Source organism: Candidatus Eisenbacteria bacterium (assembly GCA_020847735.1).
Classification (GTDB): Bacteria; Eisenbacteria; RBG-16-71-46; order RBG-16-71-46; family RBG-16-71-46; genus CAIXRL01.
The window spans coordinates 138260-159044 of the sequence record JADLBL010000015.1; the positions used below are offsets into that span (position 1 = coordinate 138260).

A 20785-nucleotide genomic window follows, 5' to 3' on the forward strand; every position below is an offset into this window, starting at 1 on the left:
ACCTCGCCCATCCCGCCGGCGCCGGGCGGCGCGAGGATTTCGTACGGACCCAGCCGGGTCATGGTTCGAGCCTTCGGCCTTGCCTTTCCTACTTCCGGTTCACGAGGGATTGGAATCGGGTCACCACCTCGATGCCTCGCGAGTTCCCGTGCGCGCGCGCACGGGTGACGAGCAGGAAGCGTTCGCCGCTCGCGTCGCACCCCCAGCTTGCCACGGCTTTGTCGAACGAGCGCAGCGGCAGTGGAAACAGCGCCTTCGGCGTGCCGGCATGAAACCCCGAGGTGGTGTCGATCTCCACCGCCATCAGCCGGCCATCCAAGCCTTCGTAGATGATCTCCCGGCCGCCTTTCGTCCACACGGGCCGGCGTCCGGTTGCGTTCGAGATCTGCCAGCGGCCGGGAGGGCCGGCCAGACTCCACACCTCGGCGTAGAAGTTCGGAGAGACGCCGTACGTGGCGGCGAGCCAGCGGCCGTCGGGTGAGATGCGCGGGTTCAGCACGGCCGACGTACGCTCCCCGAGCGGCCGGAACGCTCGATCCCCACCTTCGAGGGACGCGCACAGGGCGCGAAAAGGCGGTGCGCTGAAGGCCACGAGGCGCTTCCCGTCGGGTGACCACTGCGACAGGAATGCGCCAGTGGCCGGAAGGTCGAGCGAGTCCTGCTCGCCGAGCCCGTCGGCCGAGCCGATCACGACCTTGCCCGGGACCTCGCGCGGGATGCGGGTGTAGGCGAAGCGCCGCCCGTCCGGCGACCACGCCGACCCGACCGCGCTGCCGCCGGTGAAGGTCAGCCGCGTGTCGGTGCCGCGTACGAGGTCGAGGACCTCCACGTCGCCCCAGGCCACGTCCGCCCCGCCCCTGCGCTCGAAGAGCACTCGCCGGCCATCCGGCGAGAACGCCGGGTTGCCCACCGTCCCCCGCGCGAGCACCCGCGCATCCTGCGAACCCGCGCGATCGGCGACGTGCAGCTCACCGACGGCGTCCATCGCAGAGCGCGCGAACGCAAGCACCCCGTTCGCCGACACGGAGAAGTTTCCCAGTGCCGGCCCGACGCGCAGGTCGTCCACGAGCGTGATGGGCTCGCCTCTGAGCCTCGCCGCACCCACGTCCAGCTTCTGCGCGAGCAGCGAGAAGCCGCGCACGAACAGCACCCAGCCTCCCGGCGCGTACTCGACGCGGCCCTCCGTGCGGCCGAGCAGCTTCGAGTCGAGCGAGCCCAGGCGTCCCAGCCGGATGGTGCTTCCGGTTCCGTCGGAGCGCGTGCCCGCGAACAGGAAATGTTCGCCATCGGGCAGAAAGCATGGCCACGCGCTGCCGACTTCGCGATCCGCGCGATCGATTCGGGTCGCCGGGCGCAACTCGCCGCCTCCGGCCGGAACGACGCTCAGGGAATCCGTCGTCTCGCCGTCGAGCAGAATCATGCCCTTCGAGCCCCAGCTCAGGTCGGAACCGCCGGGCGCGGGGCAGACGATCACCGCCGAGCCGCCCGCGACCGGCAGCCTCTGGAGCTTGTCCTGGGCCACGAACGCGATCTCGCGGCTGTCCGGCGACCAGTAGGCGCGCTGCAGGCCCTCCGCGCCCGCGATGAGCCGCGGCTTCGTGTCGTCGAGGGGCAGCACCCACGCCCGCTCGAGGCCGGTCGAGTCGGACGACTGGAAAAGGAGCGAGCGGCCGTCGGGCGAGACGCGCGGCCAATTGGCATCGGTGACGCCGGGCGCATCGGTGGCGGGGTTGAAGCGGAAGTCGGGCCCGACCGGTTGTATTCGCGGCCAGACCCAGCCGAAGAGCGCCGCGCCGCCGAGCGCGAGGGCCGCGACCGACCACGCGACCCCCGCGCTCCGCCCGCCACCCGCGGGCGTCGCCGCGGCCGTGGCCGGCGCGGGCGCGGTCGAACCGCCGCCCGGCCCTCCCGCGTTCTCGGCGATGCCCTGCAACTGCAGCCTCACATCGTGCGCCGCCTGGCTGCGCTCCTCCGGATCCTTGGCGAGGCAGTTGCGGATCACCCGCTCGAGCCCCTGCGGCGGGGCGCTGGTTCCGGACGGCACACCCGGGGGAGCCTCCGCGATCGGCGCCGGCTCGCGCTCGAGGATCGCGGCGATCAGGCTCGCCTGGCTGCGGCCTTCGAACGCGCGCCTGCCCGTCGCCATCTCGTAGAGCACGCAGCCGAGCGCCCAGAGGTCGCTGCGCGCGTCGGCCTCGCGGCCTTCGAGCTGCTCGGGCGCCATGTACTGGAAGGTGCCGACGATCGTCCCCTCGGCCGTCAGCGACCGCCCGACCGTCGGCGACTGCGTGAGCGCCGAGCCCGAGGTCCCGCCGCCGCTCGCAGCCGTGGCGGCCGCGCGCGCGAGGCCGAAGTCCATGAGCTTCGCACCCGAGCGCGTCAGCATGATGTTGCCGGGTTTGAGGTCCCGGTGGATCACTCCCGCGCGGTGCGCGCGGTCGAGCGCGTCGGCCATCTGGATGCCGATCCGCACCAGCTCGCCGCCCGGCAGCGCGCCGCGGCGCAGCCGCTCCGCGAGCGTTTCGCCCTCGACCAGCTCGAGCACGAGGTAGTCGATCGCCCCCGAGCCGGCCTCCGCCGTGGCGTGTCCGACATCGAACAGCGTGCAGATGTTCGGGTGGTTCAGGCTCGAGACGGTCCTCGCCTCGCGCTCGAAGCGCGTGCGCACCTCCGTGTCGGCGGACAGGTGCTCCGCCAGCACCTTGATCGCGACCTCGCGGCCGAGACGCATGTCCCTCGCGCGATAGACTTCGCCCATGCCGCCGGCGCCGAGCGGAGCGAGGATTTCGTAGGGACCGAGCCGGGTGCCGACGGCGAGCGCCATGGCGGAGGGAAGCCTCGGGGAGGACGTCGGGGAATGGACCGCGGGACGTTAGCAGCGCGGCCGCGGGCGGCGCACGCAAAAACAATCGCGCTCGGCGCCGCGTCGCGGCCCCGCGAAGCGGTCGGTCGTGCGCCGCGGCCCGCCCGCCCGATCCGCTTCCGCCATCCCGGACTTCATTCCTGCTTCACGGCCGCGGAACGAAAGGGGCGGCGCGCGGCCGCGCCCGAATCCCGTCGCGGCGCCGCGGCCAGCTCGTGCCAGGCGCGCAGCGTCTCGGCCACGGTCCACGCCTGCGCGAAGCAGCCGCGCGGGGTGTGCGGCGCGTCGCCGTCGGCGACCTCGGGCAGCGTGCCCAGCGCGCCCGCGTATTCCAGATCCTGCAGCGGATCCAGCAGACGCAGCGCCGCGTCACGGTCGCCGAACGCGTGGAAGTGCGCGAGCGCGTAGTGCGGCAGCAGCCAGGTCCAGACCGTGCCCTGGTGATAGGCGCCGTCGCGCGTCCTGCGGTCGCCGGTCATGTGCCCGCGGTACTCGGGGTGTCCGGGCGCCAGGCTGCGCAGTCCGTACGAGGTCAGCAGCGAGCGCCCGACGGCTTCGACCACCGCCCGGCGGCGGGCCGGCTCGAGCGGCGAGTCGGGAAGCGAGACCGCGAAGATCTGGTTGGGGCGCGGCGACGCGTCGGGACCGTTGGGCCCGTCAATCACGTCGTACAGGCAGCCCGCCTCCGCGTTCCAGAAACGCTCGAACGACAGCGTCACGCGCCGCGCGAGGTCGTTGTAGCCCTGGTCCGACGCGCCGAGCTTCCTCGCGAAGCGCGCGAGCGTGCACAGGGCCGAGTACCAGAGGGCGTTCACCTCGACCGGCTTGCCCTTGCGCTGCGTCACCACCCAGTCGTCCACGCGCGCGTCCATCCAGGTGAGCGCCACGCCGGCGGCGCCCTGCGTGACGAGCCCGTCGTGCGGATCCACGCGGATGCCGAAGCGCGTGCCGCGCTCGTACCAGGCGCCGACGTCCTCGAGCGCCGGGTAGAGGTCCGCGAGCAGCCCGACGTCGCCGGTGGACTCGACGTAGGCCTCGACCGCGCGGAAGAACCACAGCGCCGCGTCCACCGTGTTGTAGATGGGCGCCGAGCCGTCGTCCGGAAAGCAGTTCGGCAGCATGCCCTGGTCCAGGTGCCGCGCGAACGTCGCGAGCACGGCGCGCGCGAGGTCGGCGCGGCCGGTCGTGAGCAGCAGGCCGGGCAACGCGATCATCGTGTCGCGCCCCCAGTCGGTGAACCACGGGTAGCCGGCCAGCACCGTCCGCGGCGACCCCAGCGCGCCGCGCGGCGTCGCGTCGGTCAGCGATCCGCGCCCGACCACGAACGCGTCGGCCGCCAGCACGAGCCGACGGATCCAGTCCGGCGCCCCGCCGGCGAGCCGGCCCTGCCGGGCGGTCCACGCCTCGAGCAGCGACTTGTCGTGCGCGCGCCGGCGCAGCAGCGAGCCGGTCAGCGACAGCGCCCCGCGCGCCGCGTCGTGGCGGGTGCTGGCGACGACCGTGAACGCCTCGCCCGGCTCGAGCGTGCGAATGAACTCGGCGGCCAGCAGGTGGTCCTCGCGGTCGTCGAGCCCGCGTTCGGTTTCGACCTGCAGCGTGAACGCCCGGTACCAGACGTGGGCGAGCTTCGCTTCGGCGCCCTCGGCGATCAGGAACAGCGGCAGGCCGTCCGTCGCCATTTCCACCCGCACGCCGCCGGTCACCGGCTCGACGTTCGCCTGCGCGTCGCCGCGGCCCATCGTCGCGTGATGGTCGCGGTGGTTGACGAGCGCGCGCAGCGACAGCGCGACGGCCGCGGGCGACGCGGCGAGCCGGTACTGCACGTAGGTCGTGTTCTCGCCCTGCTCCATCCACACGCGCTTCTCGAGCCGCACGTCGCCGATCGCCCACGTCCAGCACGGCACGCTGCCCTCGAGGACGAACGATTCGAGATGCAGGTGCCCGAGCGGGCTCGAGGTGCCGCCGGCCCAGTGGTTCAGGTCGAGGTCGATCCACTCCCCGTCCACCTGCACACGCTCGGCGAGCTTGGCGAGCAGCAGCGTGCGCTCGACGGGCGGTTTCTTCGCCGCCACCAGCAGCCCGTGGTAGCGCCGCGTCAGCGCTCCGCCGACGGTGCCGCTGGCGTAGCCGCCGATGCCGTTGGTGACGAGCCACTCGAGGCGGGAGGCTTCCGTCAGCTGGCCGAGCAGTTCGCGTCCGACGCGTATTTCACTCATGCGATCCCCCTACTCCACGCAGGCGGCGGCCGGGCCGCAGCATACGCCCGCCGTGTGCCGCGCGCGCGCCCGCCCGGCGGCGGCGCGTCACCGGCCCGCGGCTGCGGGCCGGCCGGCCGCCTACAGCCAGCGTGCCGCGGCCATGCAGATCACCGCGACGATCAGCATCCACGCGCCACGCGCCGCGCCGCGCGCGAGCTTCGTCTGCAGCGCCTGCGCCTGCTGCGCCTGCTCGGCCGTCGGCGCGGCCCCCGAAGCGGCGATCGCGCGACCGAGCCGGCCGAGCTTCGACGCCGAAGGCGTGTTGACCATCAGACCCTCGAAATAGGCTCCCAGCGCGAGCAGCGCGCCGAGCGACAGCGCGATGCCTCGCGGCGAGCGCATCACGCCCGCGTCGAGGTTGCCCAGCGCGGGCGAGAACATCGCCAGCCCGCAGACCACGGTGATGGTGGCGACGACCGGCAGGAACACCAGCAGCCGGCGTGGACCGGTCAGCTCCTGCATGAACCGGCCGCTCTCGGGCCGGGTCGCGAGCACCGACGGCACGATGAACAGGCCCATCAGGATCGCGCCGCCGGCCCACAGGACGCCGGCGGCGATGTGCAGCGTGTGCAGAAGGAGATTGAGTACGCCCATGGTTCGCGACTCCTCGGGGTTGCGGGAAGGTGGTCTTTCGTCGCCCGCGGGGGGCGCGGGCACGGCCGGCGCGGCGCGCGCGCTCCCCGTCCGGCGAGCGCGGCACGCCGCATTCTGCCGCAGCCTCCACCCGGGCGCATCCCCGCGGCCCCGGCTTGCGGCGGCGGAACGGCGCGGGCTAGCCTGCGCGCCCTATGGACGAGCACATTCCGCCCCGCGCGGGCAGCGGCTGGATCGAGGTCATCGTCGGCAGCATGTATTCCGGCAAGACCGAGGAGCTGATCCGCCGCCTGCGCCGGGCGCAGATCGCCCGCCAGCGGGTCGAGATCTTCAAGCCGCTGATCGACGACCGCTACGCGAAGGACCACATCGTTTCGCACAGCGAGCTCAAGATCCCCTCGCGCGCCGTCAAGTCGGCGAAGGACGTGCTGCGCTGGGCGCACGAGGCGCAGGTCATCGGCATTGACGAGGGCCAGTTCCTGGGCCCGGGGCTGATCGAGGTCTGCGAGCGGCTCGCGCGGCAGGGCAAGCGGGTCATCGTCGCGGGGCTCGACCAGGACTACATGGGCCAGCCGTTCGAACCCATGCCGCAATTGCTGGCGATCGCCGAATACATCACCAAGACGCTCGCCATCTGCATGGTGTGCGGCGCGCCGGCCAACCGCACCTACCGCAAGGTCGCCCGCGGGGGCCGCGTGGTCGTGGGCGGCGCCGATCTCTACGAGGCGCGCTGCCGGCGCTGCTTCGATCTCGGCCGCAGGGCGCAGGCCGCGGCCCCCATCCACGAGTTTCCCGAGGGCACCCATGAACGTCCGTCGTCCCGTCGCCGCCGCGCTCGCGCTGCTCGCCCTCGTTCCGTTCGCCGCCGGGTGCGGTAAGTCGTCGTCGTCCGGCGCGGGCGCGCCCGGGGGAGCGGCCGGTCCGATGCAGGTCGGCCTCGTCTTCGACATCGGCGGCCGCGGCGACAAGTCCTTCAACGACGCCGCCTACGCCGGGCTCGAGGCCGCGCAGAAGGAATTGGGCATCCGCTACACGACGCTCGAGACCAGCGAGGGCGCGGACCGCGAGGCGCAGATGCGTCAGCTCGCCAACGGGCCCGCGAAACTGATCTTCGGCGTCGGCTTCCTGTTCAGCGACGACATCCGCGCGCTGGCGAAGGAATTTCCCGACAAGGAGTTCGCGTGCGTGGACTACACCCTGAATCCGGACGACACGCTGCCGCCCAACCTCGTCGCGCTCGAGTTCCGTGAGGAGGAGGGCTCCTACCTGGTCGGAGCGCTCGCGGCGCTGACCTCGAAGACCCACAAGGTGGGATTCGTCGGCGGCATGTCCATCCCGCTCATCAAGAAGTTCGAGGCGGGCTACGTCGCCGGCGTCAAGGCCGCCGACCCGAAGTGCGAGGTGCTCGTGAAATACGCGGGCAACACCGGCAACGCCTTCAAGGACCCGACCAAGGGCAAGGAGTTGGCGCTCGCCGAGTACCATGCCGGAGCCGACGTGATCTATCACGCCTCGGGCTCGACCGGGCTCGGCGTGTTCGAGGCGGCGCGGGCCCTGCACAAGCTCGCCATCGGAGTGGATTCGGACCAGTACGACGAGGCGCCCGGCGCCATCCTGACGAGCATGGTCAAGCGGGTGGACACCGCGGTCCTCGAGACGATCCGGGCAGCGAAGGAGAACCGCTTCGAGGGCGGCGTGCGGACGTTCGGGCTGGCCGACCACGGCGTGACGTGGGTGTACGACGACCGCAACAAGGCGCTCATTCCCGACGCGGTCAAGGCGCGGGTGGACTCGCTGCAGGCGCGCATCGTCCGCGGCGAGATCGTCGTGCCGACGACGCCCTGACGTGGAAATCAGCGCCCTGCCGGATCCCTGGACCGACCTGGGCGACGGCGTGTTCGTGCGCAGGAGCCGCGCCTACGAGATGAACTCGCTGGTGCTGGCGCGCGACGGGCACGCGGTCGTGTTCGATCCCGGGGTGCTGCCGTCCGAGATGGCCGACCTCGCCGCGTTCGTCGCCTCGCGCGCGCCGCGCTTCGAGCAGGTGGCGCTCGCGTTCACGCATCCGCACTGGGACCACGTGCTCGGGCGGCCCTACTTTCCCGCCGCCACCACCGTCGCCCACGTCGGCTTCGCCGACGAGCTCGAGCGCGACGCCGCCGTCATCGAGGCGGACGCGAAGCGCTGGATCGAGGGCGCGGGCGAGGCCTGGCCGGGGCCGTTCGCGCCGTTCCTGCCCGACCTCGCGGTGCGCGGGACCGCCGCGCTGCGGCTCGGCCCGTTCGACCTGATCGCCTACGACGCGCCCGGGCATTGCGCCAGCCAGGTCGCGTTCTTCATTCCCGCCGGCGGCGTGTTCGTCGCCGCCGACATGCTGAGCGACATCGAGGTCCCGTGGCTCGACGCACCGCCCTGGGTCTACCGCCAGACGCTGAAGGCGCTGCACTGGGTGTTCGAGCAGGAGGACGTTCGCACGCTCGTGCCGGGACACGGGCCGGTTGCGACCGGCCGGGCGAGCGCGTACCGCCGGCTGCTGCGGGACCTCGACTACCTGCTCGTGCTCGAGCAGCGGGTCGAGTCCTCGCGCGCACGCGGCCGTTCGCTGGTCGAGACGCAGGCCGACCTGCAGGCGATGGACTACGTCGGCAAGGACGCCGCCTACCCGATGAACGACGTGCACCGCGAGAACGTGCGCTTCACCTACGAAGGCCTCGCCGGGCGTTCCGGGGAGTCCGGCGGCTGACGCGCGGATGCGGCACGCTCGCGGCCGCGCCTTTCGCCGACTTCCCTCTCGGAGCCGCGCCGCGTAACGTGCGCCGGCCGTCCCCGCCCCCTCCCACGCGCAGGTCGCACGCCATGATCCAGTCCAAGAGTTTCTACCGCAGCCTCGAGAAGATCTTCGCCTCGGCTTCACGCCTCAAGGCGCCGGAGAAGTTCGCCGCGCGCATCGCGCCGGCGCTGCTCGATGCGCTCAAGGATTCGCTCGCGGTCGCTTCCATCCAGGTCTACGAGCGGCGCAAGGACGGCTTCGCCGCGCCGAAGACGTTCGGCGCCGAACGCCCCGACATCGGCCCGGACCTGGCCCGCCGCTTCTCGAGCGCCGGCGACGACGCGATCCGCGAACTGCCCTGGGTGGGCGACATGGGGCCGGGGCGCGTCGGACTGCTGGGGGTCGGCAGCGCCGACGGACCGCTGCTCGTGCTGCTCGGTCCCGCCCGCGGCTCGCTCGAGCGCTCACCCGGCAAGTCGGACCTGATGGCCGCGCTGAACTCGCTGCTCTACGCCATGCGCCAGCATCTCGAAAAGAGCGCGCTCACCGACCTGATCGAGCAGGCGCGCGCGATCCAGATGAGCCTGCTGCCGCCGGGCCATTGCGCCTTCGAGGGCTACGACATCTTCGCACTGAGCTCGCCCGCGACGACGGTGGGCGGCGACCTGTACGACTTCCTTCCCGTCGGCCCGGGCACGCTCGGCCTCGCGGTCGCCGACGCCTCCGGGCACGGACTGCCGGCCGCGCTGCAGGCGCGCGACGTCGCGGTCGGCCTGCGCATGGGCGTCGAGCACGACCTGAAGATCGTCGCCGCGGTCGAGAAGCTCAACCGCGTCATCCACCGCAGCGGCCTCGCCTCGCGCTTCATCTCGCTGGTCTTCGGCGAACTGGACACGAACGGCGACTTCTCGTACGTGAACGCCGGCCATCCCCCGGCCCTGCTGCTGGACGCGCACGGCATCCGCGAGTTGTCGGTGGGCGGCCTTGTGCTCGGACCGGACCCCAGCTCGCGCTACCGGCTCGGGCACGCGCACGTGGAGCGCGGCTCGACGCTCGTGCTCTACAGCGACGGCGTGTTCGAGCGCGGCACCACCTGGGGCGAGCCGTTCGGCATGAAGCGCCTGCACAAGTGGCTCAAGGAAACGCGCCGGTTGCCCGCGGAGGAGGCCGTGCGCGCGCTCATGAAGCGCCTCGGCGAGCACTGCCCGGGCAAACCCTACGAGGACGACGTCACGGTGATGGTGGTGCGGCGCGCGCCGTAACGGGGCCGACGCGCGGACTATTCGTAGACCGCCTCGGTGACGGTGGCGCGCCAGTAGGGCCGCGGCCCCGAGGCCAGTCCCCATTCGACCTCGCTGCGCGTCGGCACGCGCATGCCGCCGCGCCACTGCCAGGCCCACAGGCGCGCGCGCCACGGCGTCGGCACCCCGACGCCGCCCACGTCACGCATGCGCGCCGGGGTTTCGGCGAATCGCGGCAGCGAATCGGGGCCGAAGTGAAAGACCAGCGAGACGGTCGCCGCGCCGGCGGTCGCCGTGGCGGCCGCGGTCGAGTCGTCCACGGCCGACCAGCGCAGGAACCGCGACGGCAGCAGCGCGGTCGGGAACCAGACCGCCTCGCCGAGCCAGCGGTGCAGCGCGCCCGCGGCCAGCGCGGGCGTTCCAGCGACATCCGCGACCGTCGCCACCGCCGCCACCCGGGCGCGCATCGCCGCGACACCCGCGATCAGTTCGTCGCGCACCCAGGCGTCGGCGAAGGGCGCCATGCGAATGCGCGCGTCCCAGACGAATCCGGGCGAGAGCGCCGTGAAATGCTCGCTCGAGCGCAGCGGCACCCACGCGCCGCCCGTGGTGTCGGCGCGGAACTCGCCGGCGTGACGGATCGTCGCGTGGCGCACGAGTGGCGTGCCGTCGCGCAGCGCGGCGCGCAGATAGCGCGCGACCGGCGCAGGCAGGCTGTCGAGCGCCGCGGGATCGAAGCGCCCGGGCGACTCCCGCGGCGCGGCCGCTTCGAGCCGTGCCACTTCCGCGGCCGTGCCCGCGCGCCAGCGTGCCTGTGCGACGGCCGACAGCACGACGACGACGAAGACGAGGGCGGCGAACGACAGGAACACGGTCTTCATGGGGCGGCTTCCTCGCGGGTTCCCGGCAGATTGCCCCGGCCGGGCGCGGCCGGCAACGCGTGCGCCCCGGCGGGATCCGCCGCGCGCACGAGCCCGAACCGCGGCGCAGCGGCGATCGTGGCGGCGGTGCCGCCGGCGGCTCGTCCGCGCGCGCGCATGGGGCGCCTGCGGCTGGCGGCGCGTGCGTCGCCCGGGCTAGATTGCGCCGTGCCGAGCCCCCGAAAAGCGCGTGCGAGGCGCTCCGCGTCCGCGCATCCCGCAGCTCGCGCGCGGGCGCCGCTGCCCCGCGCGCGGGAGCGGCTGGCCGTCGCGCTGCTCGTCGCGTTCCACGTCGCGCTGGCCGTCTGGGGCGCGGCGCGCCAGAGCGTGACCTTCGACGAGAACTTCCACCTCCCCGCGGGAGTGCTCGAGGCGGCGACCGGCGAACTGCGGGTCTCCGCGGTGAACCCGCCCCTCGTCAAGGCGCTCGCGGGAGCGGCCGCGCTGGCCGCCGGCGCCCGCGTGCCGCGCCGGGAGGACCTCGGAGACGGCGAACAGGGGCGGGTCGGCGCGGCGTTCATGCGCCTGAACGCCGACCGCTACCACCGGGTGTTCTTCGCCGGCCGGCTGGTCGTCATCGCGCTCTCGGCGTTGCTCGCGCTGGTGGCCTGGCGCTGGGCGCGGCGGCTGTGGGGCTCGCGCGGCGGACTCCTCGCGCTGGGCTTCTATGCGTTCGCTCCCGAAGCGCTCGCCCACGCCGGCGTCGTGACCATGGACCTGCCGACCGCGCTCGGATTCACGTTCACGCTGTTCTGCTGGCAGGCCTTCGTGCGCGCGGGTCGCTGGCAGGCGTGGGGCGCGAGCGCCGCCGGAGTCGCGTTCACGTTCCTGGTCCGCTTCACCGCCGTCTTCCTGCCGCCGTTGATGCTCGTGCTGGCCCTGGTCGAGCTGGCCGCGCGCCGCGTCCGCCATCCGGTGCGCGTCGCGCTCGGCTTCGTCCTGCTCGTGCCGGGCACGCTCCTCGCGCTGCAGGCGGGCTATCTCGGCCGCACGTCGTTCGAACCGCTGAGCGCGATGCCGTTCGAATCCGCGAGCTTCCGCGCGCTGCAGGCCCGCTGGCCGCACGCCCGCCTGCCGCTGCCGGACACCTGGGTCCTGGGCTTCGACCGGCAGGCCGTCGAGTCGCAGGCCGGCAGGACGCCGAGTTACCTGCTCGGCAAGGTCCACCCGGAAATGCCGCTCGCCTACTTCCCCGTGGCCCTGGCCGCGAAATGGCCGCTCGGATTCCTCGGCGCGCTCGGGCTGCTCGTCGCCTACGCGTTCGCCCGCCGCCCGCGGCCGCGACGATGGCTCTGGCCGCTCGCGCTGGCGGCGCTCTTCCTCGGCGTCGCGACGTTCGTCGGCCGGCTCGGAATCGGCATCCGCTACGTGCTGCCCGTCGTCCCGGCGCTCGCGGTGTCGCTCGGCGCCCTCGCGTCGGCGCGGGCCGGCGACGGCGCCTTCTGGCGGCGTGCCGCCGCGGCCCTCGCGTGCGTCCAGGCGATCGAGGCCGGCGCGCACGCGCCCTGGCACCTCTCCTTCTACAACGCGGTCGCCGGCGGGCCCGCACGCGGCCAATGGATCGTCAACGACTCCAACGTGGACTGGGGCCAGGGCCTGATCGCGCTGCGCGACGAGATGCGCGCGCGCGGCATCGGACGGGTCCACCTCCTCTACCACGGCACGACCGATCCGGCGGTGTACGGCCTGGACTACGTTCCCTACCTCGGCGGCACGCCCGGTCCCGAGAGCGACTGGCTCGCGATCAGCAGCTACTTCTTCGTCGGGCTGAGCCAGCGCGCGCGCACCCGCGGAGGGCGAACGGACGTGCCGGTGCGCGTGGATTGCAGCGCCCTGTGGCCGCGCGTGCCCGACGCGATGCCCGCCGGCTGCATCCTGCTCTTCCGGATTCGCTGAAGCGCCCGCGCCCGGGCCGTTCTGGACCGCGCGCGGCGCGCGCGCGTACCTTTCGCGTTCATGTCCGCTCCCGCCGTGCGCCTGCTCGGCATCCGCCGCAGCTTCGGCACCTGCGTCGCCAACGACGACGTCTCGCTCGATCTCGCCCCCGGCGAGGTGCACGCGATCGTCGGCGAAAACGGCGCGGGCAAGAGCACGCTCATGGCGTGCCTGTACGGCCTCCTGCAGCCGGACGCCGGGCGCATCGAGGTGGCCGGGCGCGCGGTGCGCTTTCGCGGGCCCGAGGACGCCATGCATGCGGGGCTCGGCATGGTCCACCAGCACTTCATGCTGGTCGAGACCCTGACGGTCGCCGAGAACGTCACGCTCGGTCGCGAGCCGCACGCCTCGCTCGGAGCATTTCGCCCGCGCGAGGCCGAGCGCATCGTCGCCGGGCTGTCGGCGCGTCACCACCTGCCGGTGGATCCCGGGGCGCGCATCTCGCAGCTTTCGGTCGGCGCGCAGCAGCGCGTCGAGATCCTCAAGGCGCTGCACCGTGGCGCGCGCGTGCTGATCCTGGACGAGCCGACCGCGGTGCTCACCCCGCAGGAGGTGGACGAGCTGTTCGGCGTGCTGCGGGCGCTGCGCGAAGGCGGCACGACGATCGTGCTCATCACCCACAAGCTCGCCGAGGTGCGGGCGCTCGCCGACCGCGTCACGGTGATGCGCGGCGGCCGCGTGGTCGGCGGAGGGCCGATCGCCGAAATGCCACCCGCGCGCATGGCGGAGCTGATGGTCGGCCACGTTCCGGCGCCGCTCGCCGGGCGCTCCGCCCGCGCGCCGGGGAGCGTCGTGCTCGCGGCCGAAGGTCTCGAGGTGCGCGACGCGCGCGGGCTGCCGGCGGTGCGCGGCGTCTCGCTCGCCGTGCGGGCGGGCGAGATCGTCGGCATCGCGGGCGTCGAGGGCAACGGCCAGCACGAACTGGTCGAGTGCCTGGCGGGACTGCGCCCGGCCGCGCGCGGCTCGATCGCCATCGGCGGGCGCGCCGTCGCGGGCGGCGCGCGCGCCCACCGCGACGCGGGGCTCGCGCACATTCCCGGCGACCGGTTGCGCCGCGGCATCGTGTCCGAGATGACGCTGGCCGAGAACCTCGTGCTCGGCCGCCAGCGCGACCGCGGCCTCGTCGCCGGGCCGTGGTTCGATCCGCGCGCGCTCGAGCGGCTCGCCGTTCCGAAGCTCGAAGCCTTCGACGTGCGACCGCGCGAACCGCGCCAGCGCGCGGGGCGGCTCTCCGGCGGCAACCAGCAGAAGCTGGTCGCGGCCCGCGAGCTGTCGCCGCGCAGCCCCGGCGCGCCCGCCACGGTCGCCATCCTCGCCGCGCACCCGACGCGCGGCGTGGACCTCGGCGCCATTGACCTCATTCATCGCCGGCTGCTCGCCGAGCGCGAAGCCGGCCGCGCGGTGCTGCTCGTCTCGAGCGAGCTGTCCGAGATCCTGGCGCTCGCCGACCGCGTCCTCGTGCTGTACGAAGGGCGCGTCGTGCACGAGACGACCCCGGCGGCGACCGACGAGCGGACGCTGGGGATGCACATGACCGGCCGCGCCGGCATCACCGATTCCCCGCTGCCGCCTTCTCCCGGCGCCCTCCCGGAGAGCGGAGGCCGCGGGTGAGCGCGCCGCGCCCGCGCCTCGCGGCGCTGCTCGTCGCGCTCTCGCCGCTCGTCGCCGTGGCGGCGGCGCTGCTCGCCGGCGCCGTGTTCATCGCCGCGATCGGCGAGAGGCCGCTCGAGGTTTACGGACTGCTCGCCTCGCAGGCGTTCGGCACGGGCTACGGGCTCGGACAGACGCTCTTCCGCGCGACGCCGCTCGTCTTCACCGGGCTCGCGGTCGCGCTCGGCTTCCGCGCCGGCCTGTTCAACATCGGCGTCGAAGGCCAGATGTATCTGGGCGGATTCGCGGCCGCGCTCGCGGGCGCCTACCTGCGCGTGCCCGCGCCCCTGGCGCTGCCCGCGGCGCTGCTGGCCGCGGCGCTCGCGGGCGGCGCGTGGGGCGCTGTGCCCGGGGTGCTCAAGGCGCGCTTCGGCTCGCACGAGGTGATCAACACCATCATGCTCAACTTCATCGCCTTCGCGCTCGTCTCCTGGGCGGGACGGTCGCTGTTCGAGACGGCCACCGTGCGGACGCGGACGATCGCGGCGGCGGCCGAACTGCCGCGCCTCGATTTCCTGTCCTCCGCGCTGCGCGGTTCGCCCGTCAACGCCTCGCTGCTGATCGGCCTGCTGCTCGCCGCGGCGGTCGGCGCGCTGCTGTTCCGCAGCCGGCTCGGCTACGAGCTGCGCGCGGTGGGCTGGAACGCGCCCGCGGCCGAGTACGGTGGCGTGCGCACCGGCGTCGCGCAGGCGCTGGCGATGACGCTGTCGGGGGCCGTGGCGGGCCTGGGCGGCACCAACTTCGTGCTCGGCTACAAGCACTGGTTCGAGCTCGACTTCCCGGGCGGGGCCGGCTTCATCGGCATCGCCGTCGCGCTGCTCGGCCGCAACCATCCCGTCGGCGTGATCGTCGCGGCGCTGTTCTTCGGCGCGCTCTCGTACGGCGGACTGGTCGTGAACCAGCGCGTGCCGCGCGAGCTGGTCGAGGTGCTCACGGCGCTCGTGCTGCTGTTCGCGATCACGGCCCGGCCGGTGCTCGAGCGCGTCGCCCGGAGGCTCGTCTGATGGAGGTGCTGCTCTTCCTCGCCGCCGCCGTGCGCATCAGCGTGCCCTACGCGCTGGCGGCGATGGGCTCGGCGCTCAGCGAACGCGGCGGCGTCATCTGCATCGGGCTCGAGGGCATCATGCTGGCCGGAGCGCTGGGCTACACGGTCGGCGCGTACTGGAGCGGAAACCCGTGGGCGGGCGTCGGCGCGGCGCTGCTGGTCGGGGCGGCGATGGCCTGGCTGCACGCCGAGGCCACGGTTCGCTTCCGCGCCGACCAGATCACCAGCGGGCTGGGCCTGAACCTGCTGGCCGCCGGGCTCACGCGCCTGGTGCTCGTGCAGGTCTTCCATTCCTCGTCCAACTCGGCGCGCGTGGTCGGGCTGCCGCAATGGCACCTGCCGCTGGTGGACGGCCTGCCGGGCGTCGGCGCCCTGCTGGGCTCGCCGCTCGTGCTGGCGACCTTCGCGCTGGTGTTTCTCGTCCAGCGCCTGCTGTTCCGCACGGTCTTCGGGCTGCGCCTGCGCGCGACCGGCGAGCGTCCCGAGGCCCCGGCGACGCTGGGACTCTCCGTGACCCGCATTCGCTTCTCGGGAGTCCTGCTGTGCGGCCTGCTCGCCGGGCTCGCGGGCGCGTACCTGGCGAGCGAGCAGCACTCGTTCACCGACGGCATGACGGGCGGCAGGGGCTACATCGCGCTCGCGGCCATGATCGTCGGCAAGTGGAGCCCGGTCGGCGCGGCCGCTGCCTGTCTGATGTTCGGCGCCGCCGAGGCCCTGCAGATCCGCCTGCAGGGCTCGGCGTTCCCGGCCGAGCTGCTCCAGACGCTGCCCTACGTGGTCACCATGCTGGTACTCGCCGGCTTCATCGGCCGGGCCGTGGCGCCGCGGGCGGTTGGCGTGCCCTACGACCCGGAAGAGCGCTAGCCCGACCCGCGGCGCCGCCGCCGGCGCCAGGGAGCGGATCGCCGCGACAGCGCGTTCGGGAATGCGGGCGGCGGCGGCCCGGTCCCGCGCGCCCTCACCCTCGCGCCTCCGGGCATCACCCGGCGCGGCGCCCACCGGTCCGGGGCGGACGCACCTTCGGGAACTTGCGAGGGCCTTACACCCGTCAGGGAAAAGCCGACGGCCACCCCACCGGCGGGTGTATATTGCCGCCCACGCGTGGCCGTCATGGGGACGCCGCGCCTCCGTGGCGGAACCGTCATGTCGCGTGCCTCCCGTATGCTCCGTCCCATGCTCGCTCTCGCCGCGTTCGTTTTCGCGGTGACGATCGCGGCCCCGTCCATCGCCGGCGACCGCGGCGGTGGCGGCACTTGCGACGAGGCCCAGCCGAAACCGAAGTCCGCCCCGGGCGTCGAAGCCAGTTCGGCGTCCGCGCCCCAGCAAGCGCGTCGCGAGGCCAGCCTGCCCGCGCCCTCCGACGACGGTTACCTGCCGCTGGCGCGCGGCGCCCAACCTTCGGGATCGCCCGGCGCCAGGCCAGCCGATCCGGCGGCGCCGGTCCCGCCGGCCGGTGCGGCCCGGACCGAGGAGCCCAGGCCCGCCACGCGCAAGGCCGTCGCCCCGGCGACGAACCACCACGCGCGCAAGCGCACCGGCCCGCACGCGAAGATCAGCATCCCGAACCTGCCCGCACAGCCCGGCATGGGAACGCTCCTGCGCGTCGGCATCACCGCGGGACGCGAGATTTCGTAACCCGGCGCGCGCGGCTTCCGACCGCGTGCCGGGGACGCCCGGGCCGCATCCACCCTCTCAGGGATTCGTGCCTGCCCGCCGGGCCGCGAGCGAATCGCCCGCCTGCTTCTCGCGCGCGTCCAGTCCCGGCAGGTTGGGCTGGATCGCGCGCGCGGCGCGGAGCTCGGCGATCGCCGCCGCCCAGTCGCCGTCGAGCATCTCGAGGTTGGCGAGCAGGCTGTGGGCGTGCCCGGACCATGGCGAGTCGCGAATCGAGCGTCGCAGTTCCGCGCGCAGCCCCGCGCGCATCGCGGGATTCGCGACGACGGTGTCGCCCAGCGCCTGCATGCCCCGGAAGCTCGCGGGCAGCCGGCGATAGCCGAGGCTGTCGGCCAGCTCCGCCATGCTGCCGTCGCGGCGCAGCCACACGACCCAGTCGTCGTCGAGGAAGGCGGGAACGAACGCGCTGTCGGCGTCCACGTATTCGACCGTGTGGGAGTCCTCTCCCTGCTTGCGCGCGAGCAGCACCCAGTCGAAACGGTGTTCGCGGTCCAGCTCCGTCCACGCCGACGGCACGCCGAACAGGTAGGCGACGCGGTCGCGGTCGGCACGCGAGCCGGTCTGGTGGATGTCCATGAACGGCAGCCGGTCGCGCTGCGGCCAGAAGCGCCACAGCAGGTAACCGCCGCGCTCGAACCGGTTGAAGGCCCGGCCGCGCACGCCCCGGCGTTCGATCCAGTCGCAGGCCGAGCCCGGGTAGGCGTGCGGCAGGAACCCGAGGCCGATCCGCGTCGTCGGACGCAGCAACTCGGGCACGCTGACCAGCGCAAGCGCCGCGATCGCGAGGCCCGCGCGCACGGCGACCGGCCGCGCCCAGCCGGGCGGCCGAGGCGACCCGCAGGCGCTCCACAGGTCGCGGGCGAAGAACGGGGCCGCCACCATCAGCAGAGGCCCGAGGAAGCGCACCGCTGCGAGCGCCTGCGGGAGGAACAGCGCGTAGAGCACCAGCTGGGCGGCGTCGAAGCGTCTTCGCCAGCGCACCAGCGCCAGCACGGGGATCGCCGCCAGCAGCAGCGGCAGTCCGTTGCGCACGTGCTCGCGCCACGGAATGGCGTGCAGCTCGCCGATGCTGAGATAGATCGGCTCCCTGCTCTGGTGAAGCACGTAATCGAACGGCTGCCACACCGCCCGCCAGCCGAACGGGTTCGCGAAGCAGGCCGCGAAGGCGAGCAGCAGCACGAGGGCGAGCTGGCGCGGGTTCGCGCCGGCTTCCCGGCGGCGCCACACGGCGTCGGCGAAATAGGCGAAGCCGACCTCGAAGAAGAGCGTGTAGGAGATGTGCGCGTTGATCCACAGGGCCGCCAGCGGCACGAGAGCCCACGTCTCCCATCGCCCGCCCGCGCGGCGGCGTTCCAGCAACCAGAGTTCGAGAACGAGCAGCAGCCCCGCGAACATCTCCGGGCGAACCATCGAGCGCTGGCGCGCCGCGAGGGCGCACCAGGCGATGGCGACGATCGGCGCCAGCCCGCGCGCCCCGAGCCGGCGCGCGACGACCCAGGCGAGGCCGAACGTGCCGAGCGTGAACAGCCAGCGCCAGGCCATCAGTCCCCACTCGTGCCCGAACCGCCAGAATGGCCACAGCACCGCACGGAAGAGCCACGAAGGCAGCAGGTACGGCTCGCCGTAGGTCGGCCACGTCCACAGGTTTTCGTGCGGCACGCGGTGGAGCTGCCAGATCGCCTTGCCGACCGCGAGGTGCTGCCAGATGTCCGGGTCGTCCATCCGGAAGCTGACGCCCAGACCCACGAGCGTGGCGGCGAGGAGCGCCACGAACGCGACGAGTCCGCGGGGCGGCGCGGCGGCCGGTGGCGGTGGCGCCGCGGAAGCGCGGGCCGCGCGGGCGGCCGGCGGCTTCTCGCGTTTCATTCCAGGATCTCGACCCGCGTGATCTTCGCGCCCTGCGTGACGCGCTGCACGACCTCGAGGCCGCGGACGACCCGGGCGAAGATCGTGTAGCGCCCGTCGAGGTGCGGCTGCGGCGAGAGCGTGATGAACCACTGGCTGCCGCCGGTGTCCTTGCCCGCCAGCGCCATGCCGACCCTGCCCGTCTCGTAACGCAGCGGGTTGTACTCGCAGCGAATCGTCCAGCCGGGGCCGCCCGCGCCGGTGCCGGTCGGGTCGCCGTCCTGGATGACGAAGTCGGGCACGACGCGGTGGAAGGCCGTGCCGTCGAAGTAGCCGCGGCGGGCGAGCGTCACGAAGTTGCGCACCGTCTGCGGCGCGAGCTCGGCGTCGAACGCCCACTCGATGTCGCCGGCGTCCGTGTGGATCACCGCGCCGCGTTCGCGCGGCGCGAGCTCGAAGCCCGCCGCGTACTCGCGGGCCGGCTCGGCGGCGCGGCCCGCGGCCTCGACGCTGTCGGCGAACGCACGGCCGGCCAGCTGGCGCAGGGCGTCGCGGATCGCGATGCGCGCGTCGGCGTCGGCGTCGCGGCCCCGCCCGGCGTAGGCGCGGGCGAGCAGGCCGACCGAGGCGCTGTCGCCCCAGTCGCCGAGCGCGCCGGCGCAGGCCGCGGCGAACAGCATCTGCGGGTCGTCCACCCCCGCGCGCAGCACGTCCAGCAGCGGATCCAGCGCGCCCGCGTGCGTGCGCCCGCCGAGCTGGCCGGCGATCTCGGCCGCCGTCATGCGCTCGAGCAGCGGGCGGCCGAGCGCGATCGAGCCGGCGAGCACGGGCGCCGCCAGCGCCGCGTCGCCGGTCAGCCGCAGGCCTTCGAGCACCGGCGTGCGCGCGTACACGACCGGATCGGCGAGCAGCGGGAGCGCCGCCTGCAGGCCGGCGCTTCCGGTGCGCGCGATCAGCGCACGGGCGCTGGCGCCGCGCGTGGCCGGATCGGGGTCGGCGAGGCCGCGGCGCAGCGCCAGTCGGGCCGCTCCGGCCGCCTCCCGGCGGGCGGCGCCCCACGCGAAGCTGTCGGCCAGCACGGTGGCCGCGGTCACGCGCACGTGCGGATCGGCGTCCGAGAGCCGGCCGGCGATGGCCGGAAGCTGCGCCGCGTCCGCCGAGTCGGCGATCTGCTGCAGCGCACGCAGGGCATTCACGCGCACCGCCGGGACACTGTCGGCCAGCGCCGCGAGCAGCGGTCCTTCCGCGCGCCGTGCCTTGAGCCGGCCGAGCGTTCGCGCGGCGTGCGCGCGAACGAGCGCGTCGCGGTCCCCGAGCAGGGGCTCGACCGAGGGTGCGATCAGGACCGGCAGCGGCAGCTTCTCGAGCGCGTAGACGACCCGCCAGCGCATCGCCGCGTCCCGGTCGCGCAGGTGCCGCAGCAGCGGCCGCGCCGCCGACGTGTCGGCGAGCCGCCAGAGCGCCACCGCGGCGTGCGCCCGGCGCGCGCCGTCGGAGGCGTCCAGAGCGCGCACCACAGCGGGCGTCGCGGCCATGTCGCCGAGCTTGCCGAGCGCTTCGACCGCGAGCGCGCCGACCCCGGCGTCGGCGTCGCCGAGCGAGCGTTCGAGCGGCACGCGGGCGCCCTTCCAGCCGATCTGCCCGAGCGCGAAGACAGCCTCGCGCCGGACGGGCGCCGACGGGTCGGCGAGCAGCGGCAGCAGCGCCGGCGCGGCGGCCGAATCCTGCAGGCGACCGACCGCGAGCGCCGCGCGAGCGCGCACCACGGCCGAGGAGTCCGCGAGCAGCCGCCGCAGGTCGCCGCCGCTCCAGTCGCGGCGGTCCTCGGCGATCGCGATCGCCCGCATCGGCGAGGGGTCCGCGTGCGCGGACTCCGGCGCGTCGGCGCGCGCGGCGCCGGGCGAAGGAGGTGCGGCGTGGGCGGGACCGGCGAGCGACGCAACGCAGGCGGCGAGAACGAGGATGCGGGCGGCGGTCACGAATCCTCCGG

Annotated in this window: 15 protein-coding genes; 9 read left to right on the plus strand and 6 right to left on the minus strand. The window is 73.9% G+C overall.

Features of this window, described 5'->3' with window-relative positions; all coding sequences use genetic code 11:
• Positions 1–88: 88 nt before the first annotated feature.
• The 3 genes from IT347_06885 to IT347_06895 all read right to left on the minus strand — a co-directional run bounded on the left by IT347_06885 (position 89) and on the right by IT347_06895 (position 5715).
• Positions 89–2824, minus strand: a complete 2736-nt coding sequence (locus IT347_06885; protein MCC6349302.1) for a serine/threonine-protein kinase — start codon at positions 2822–2824, stop codon at positions 89–91.
• A gap of 173 nt (positions 2825–2997) precedes the next feature.
• Complete coding sequence (locus IT347_06890; GenBank protein ID MCC6349303.1) at positions 2998–5079, minus strand: glycogen debranching enzyme family protein; 2082 nt, start codon at positions 5077–5079, stop codon at positions 2998–3000.
• Positions 5080–5199: 120 nt separating this feature from the next.
• Positions 5200–5715 carry a hypothetical protein gene (locus IT347_06895; protein MCC6349304.1) on the minus strand — a complete coding sequence of 172 codons (516 nt, stop codon included), beginning with the start codon at positions 5713–5715 and terminating at the stop codon, positions 5200–5202.
• 194 nt (positions 5716–5909) lie between these two features.
• On the opposite strand from IT347_06895, the gene IT347_06900 reads away from it, so the two are divergent.
• The 4 genes from IT347_06900 (at position 5910) to IT347_06915 (ending at position 9747) form a co-directional block, all read left to right on the plus strand.
• Complete coding sequence (locus IT347_06900) at positions 5910–6593, plus strand: thymidine kinase (GenBank protein ID MCC6349305.1); 684 nt, start codon at positions 5910–5912, stop codon at positions 6591–6593.
• On the plus strand, positions 6520–7560 hold the full coding sequence (locus IT347_06905) for a BMP family ABC transporter substrate-binding protein (GenBank protein MCC6349306.1): 1041 nt from the start codon (positions 6520–6522) through the stop codon (positions 7558–7560). The genes IT347_06900 and IT347_06905 overlap by 74 nt, the downstream gene beginning before the upstream one ends.
• A gap of 1 nt (position 7561) precedes the next feature.
• Positions 7562–8458, plus strand: a complete 897-nt coding sequence (locus tag IT347_06910; GenBank protein MCC6349307.1) for an MBL fold metallo-hydrolase — start codon at positions 7562–7564, stop codon at positions 8456–8458.
• Between the two features lie 113 nt (positions 8459–8571).
• Positions 8572–9747, plus strand: coding sequence for a PP2C family protein-serine/threonine phosphatase (locus IT347_06915; protein ID MCC6349308.1), 1176 nt, complete (start codon positions 8572–8574; stop codon positions 9745–9747).
• Positions 9748–9764: 17 nt separating this feature from the next.
• On the opposite strand, the gene IT347_06920 is transcribed toward IT347_06915, so the two are convergent.
• Positions 9765–10607 (minus strand): hypothetical protein, encoded by an 843-nt coding sequence (locus IT347_06920; GenBank protein ID MCC6349309.1) that lies wholly within the window; start codon positions 10605–10607, stop codon positions 9765–9767.
• 207 nt (positions 10608–10814) lie between these two features.
• Here IT347_06920 and IT347_06925 point away from each other — a divergent pair, with 207 nt between their 5' ends.
• The 5 genes from IT347_06925 (at position 10815) to IT347_06945 (ending at position 16911) form a co-directional block, all read left to right on the plus strand.
• Positions 10815–12542 carry a glycosyltransferase family 39 protein gene (locus IT347_06925; GenBank protein MCC6349310.1) on the plus strand — a complete coding sequence of 576 codons (1728 nt, stop codon included), beginning with the start codon at positions 10815–10817 and terminating at the stop codon, positions 12540–12542.
• Between the two features lie 60 nt (positions 12543–12602).
• The gene (locus IT347_06930; GenBank protein MCC6349311.1) at positions 12603–14192 is read left to right on the plus strand and encodes an ABC transporter ATP-binding protein; all 1590 of its coding nucleotides are present in this window, start codon (positions 12603–12605) and stop codon (positions 14190–14192) included.
• A 26-nt stretch (positions 14193–14218) separates the two neighbouring features.
• Positions 14219–15235: an ABC transporter permease gene (locus IT347_06935; GenBank protein ID MCC6349312.1), complete on the plus strand. Its 1017-nt coding sequence runs from the start codon at positions 14219–14221 to the stop codon at positions 15233–15235.
• The gene (locus IT347_06940) at positions 15235–16140 is read left to right on the plus strand and encodes an ABC transporter permease (protein MCC6349313.1); all 906 of its coding nucleotides are present in this window, start codon (positions 15235–15237) and stop codon (positions 16138–16140) included. Before IT347_06935 ends, IT347_06940 begins: the two co-directional genes overlap by 1 nt.
• 309 nt (positions 16141–16449) lie before the next feature.
• Positions 16450–16911, plus strand: a complete 462-nt coding sequence (locus tag IT347_06945; protein ID MCC6349314.1) for a hypothetical protein — start codon at positions 16450–16452, stop codon at positions 16909–16911.
• A gap of 57 nt (positions 16912–16968) precedes the next feature.
• Here IT347_06945 and IT347_06950 read toward each other — a convergent pair whose 3' ends face one another.
• Positions 16969–18816 (minus strand): hypothetical protein, encoded by a 1848-nt coding sequence (locus IT347_06950; GenBank protein ID MCC6349315.1) that lies wholly within the window; start codon positions 18814–18816, stop codon positions 16969–16971.
• Positions 18813–20774, minus strand: coding sequence for a HEAT repeat domain-containing protein (locus tag IT347_06955; GenBank protein ID MCC6349316.1), 1962 nt, complete (start codon positions 20772–20774; stop codon positions 18813–18815). The genes IT347_06950 and IT347_06955 overlap by 4 nt, the downstream gene beginning before the upstream one ends.
• Positions 20775–20785 lie beyond the last annotated feature (11 nt).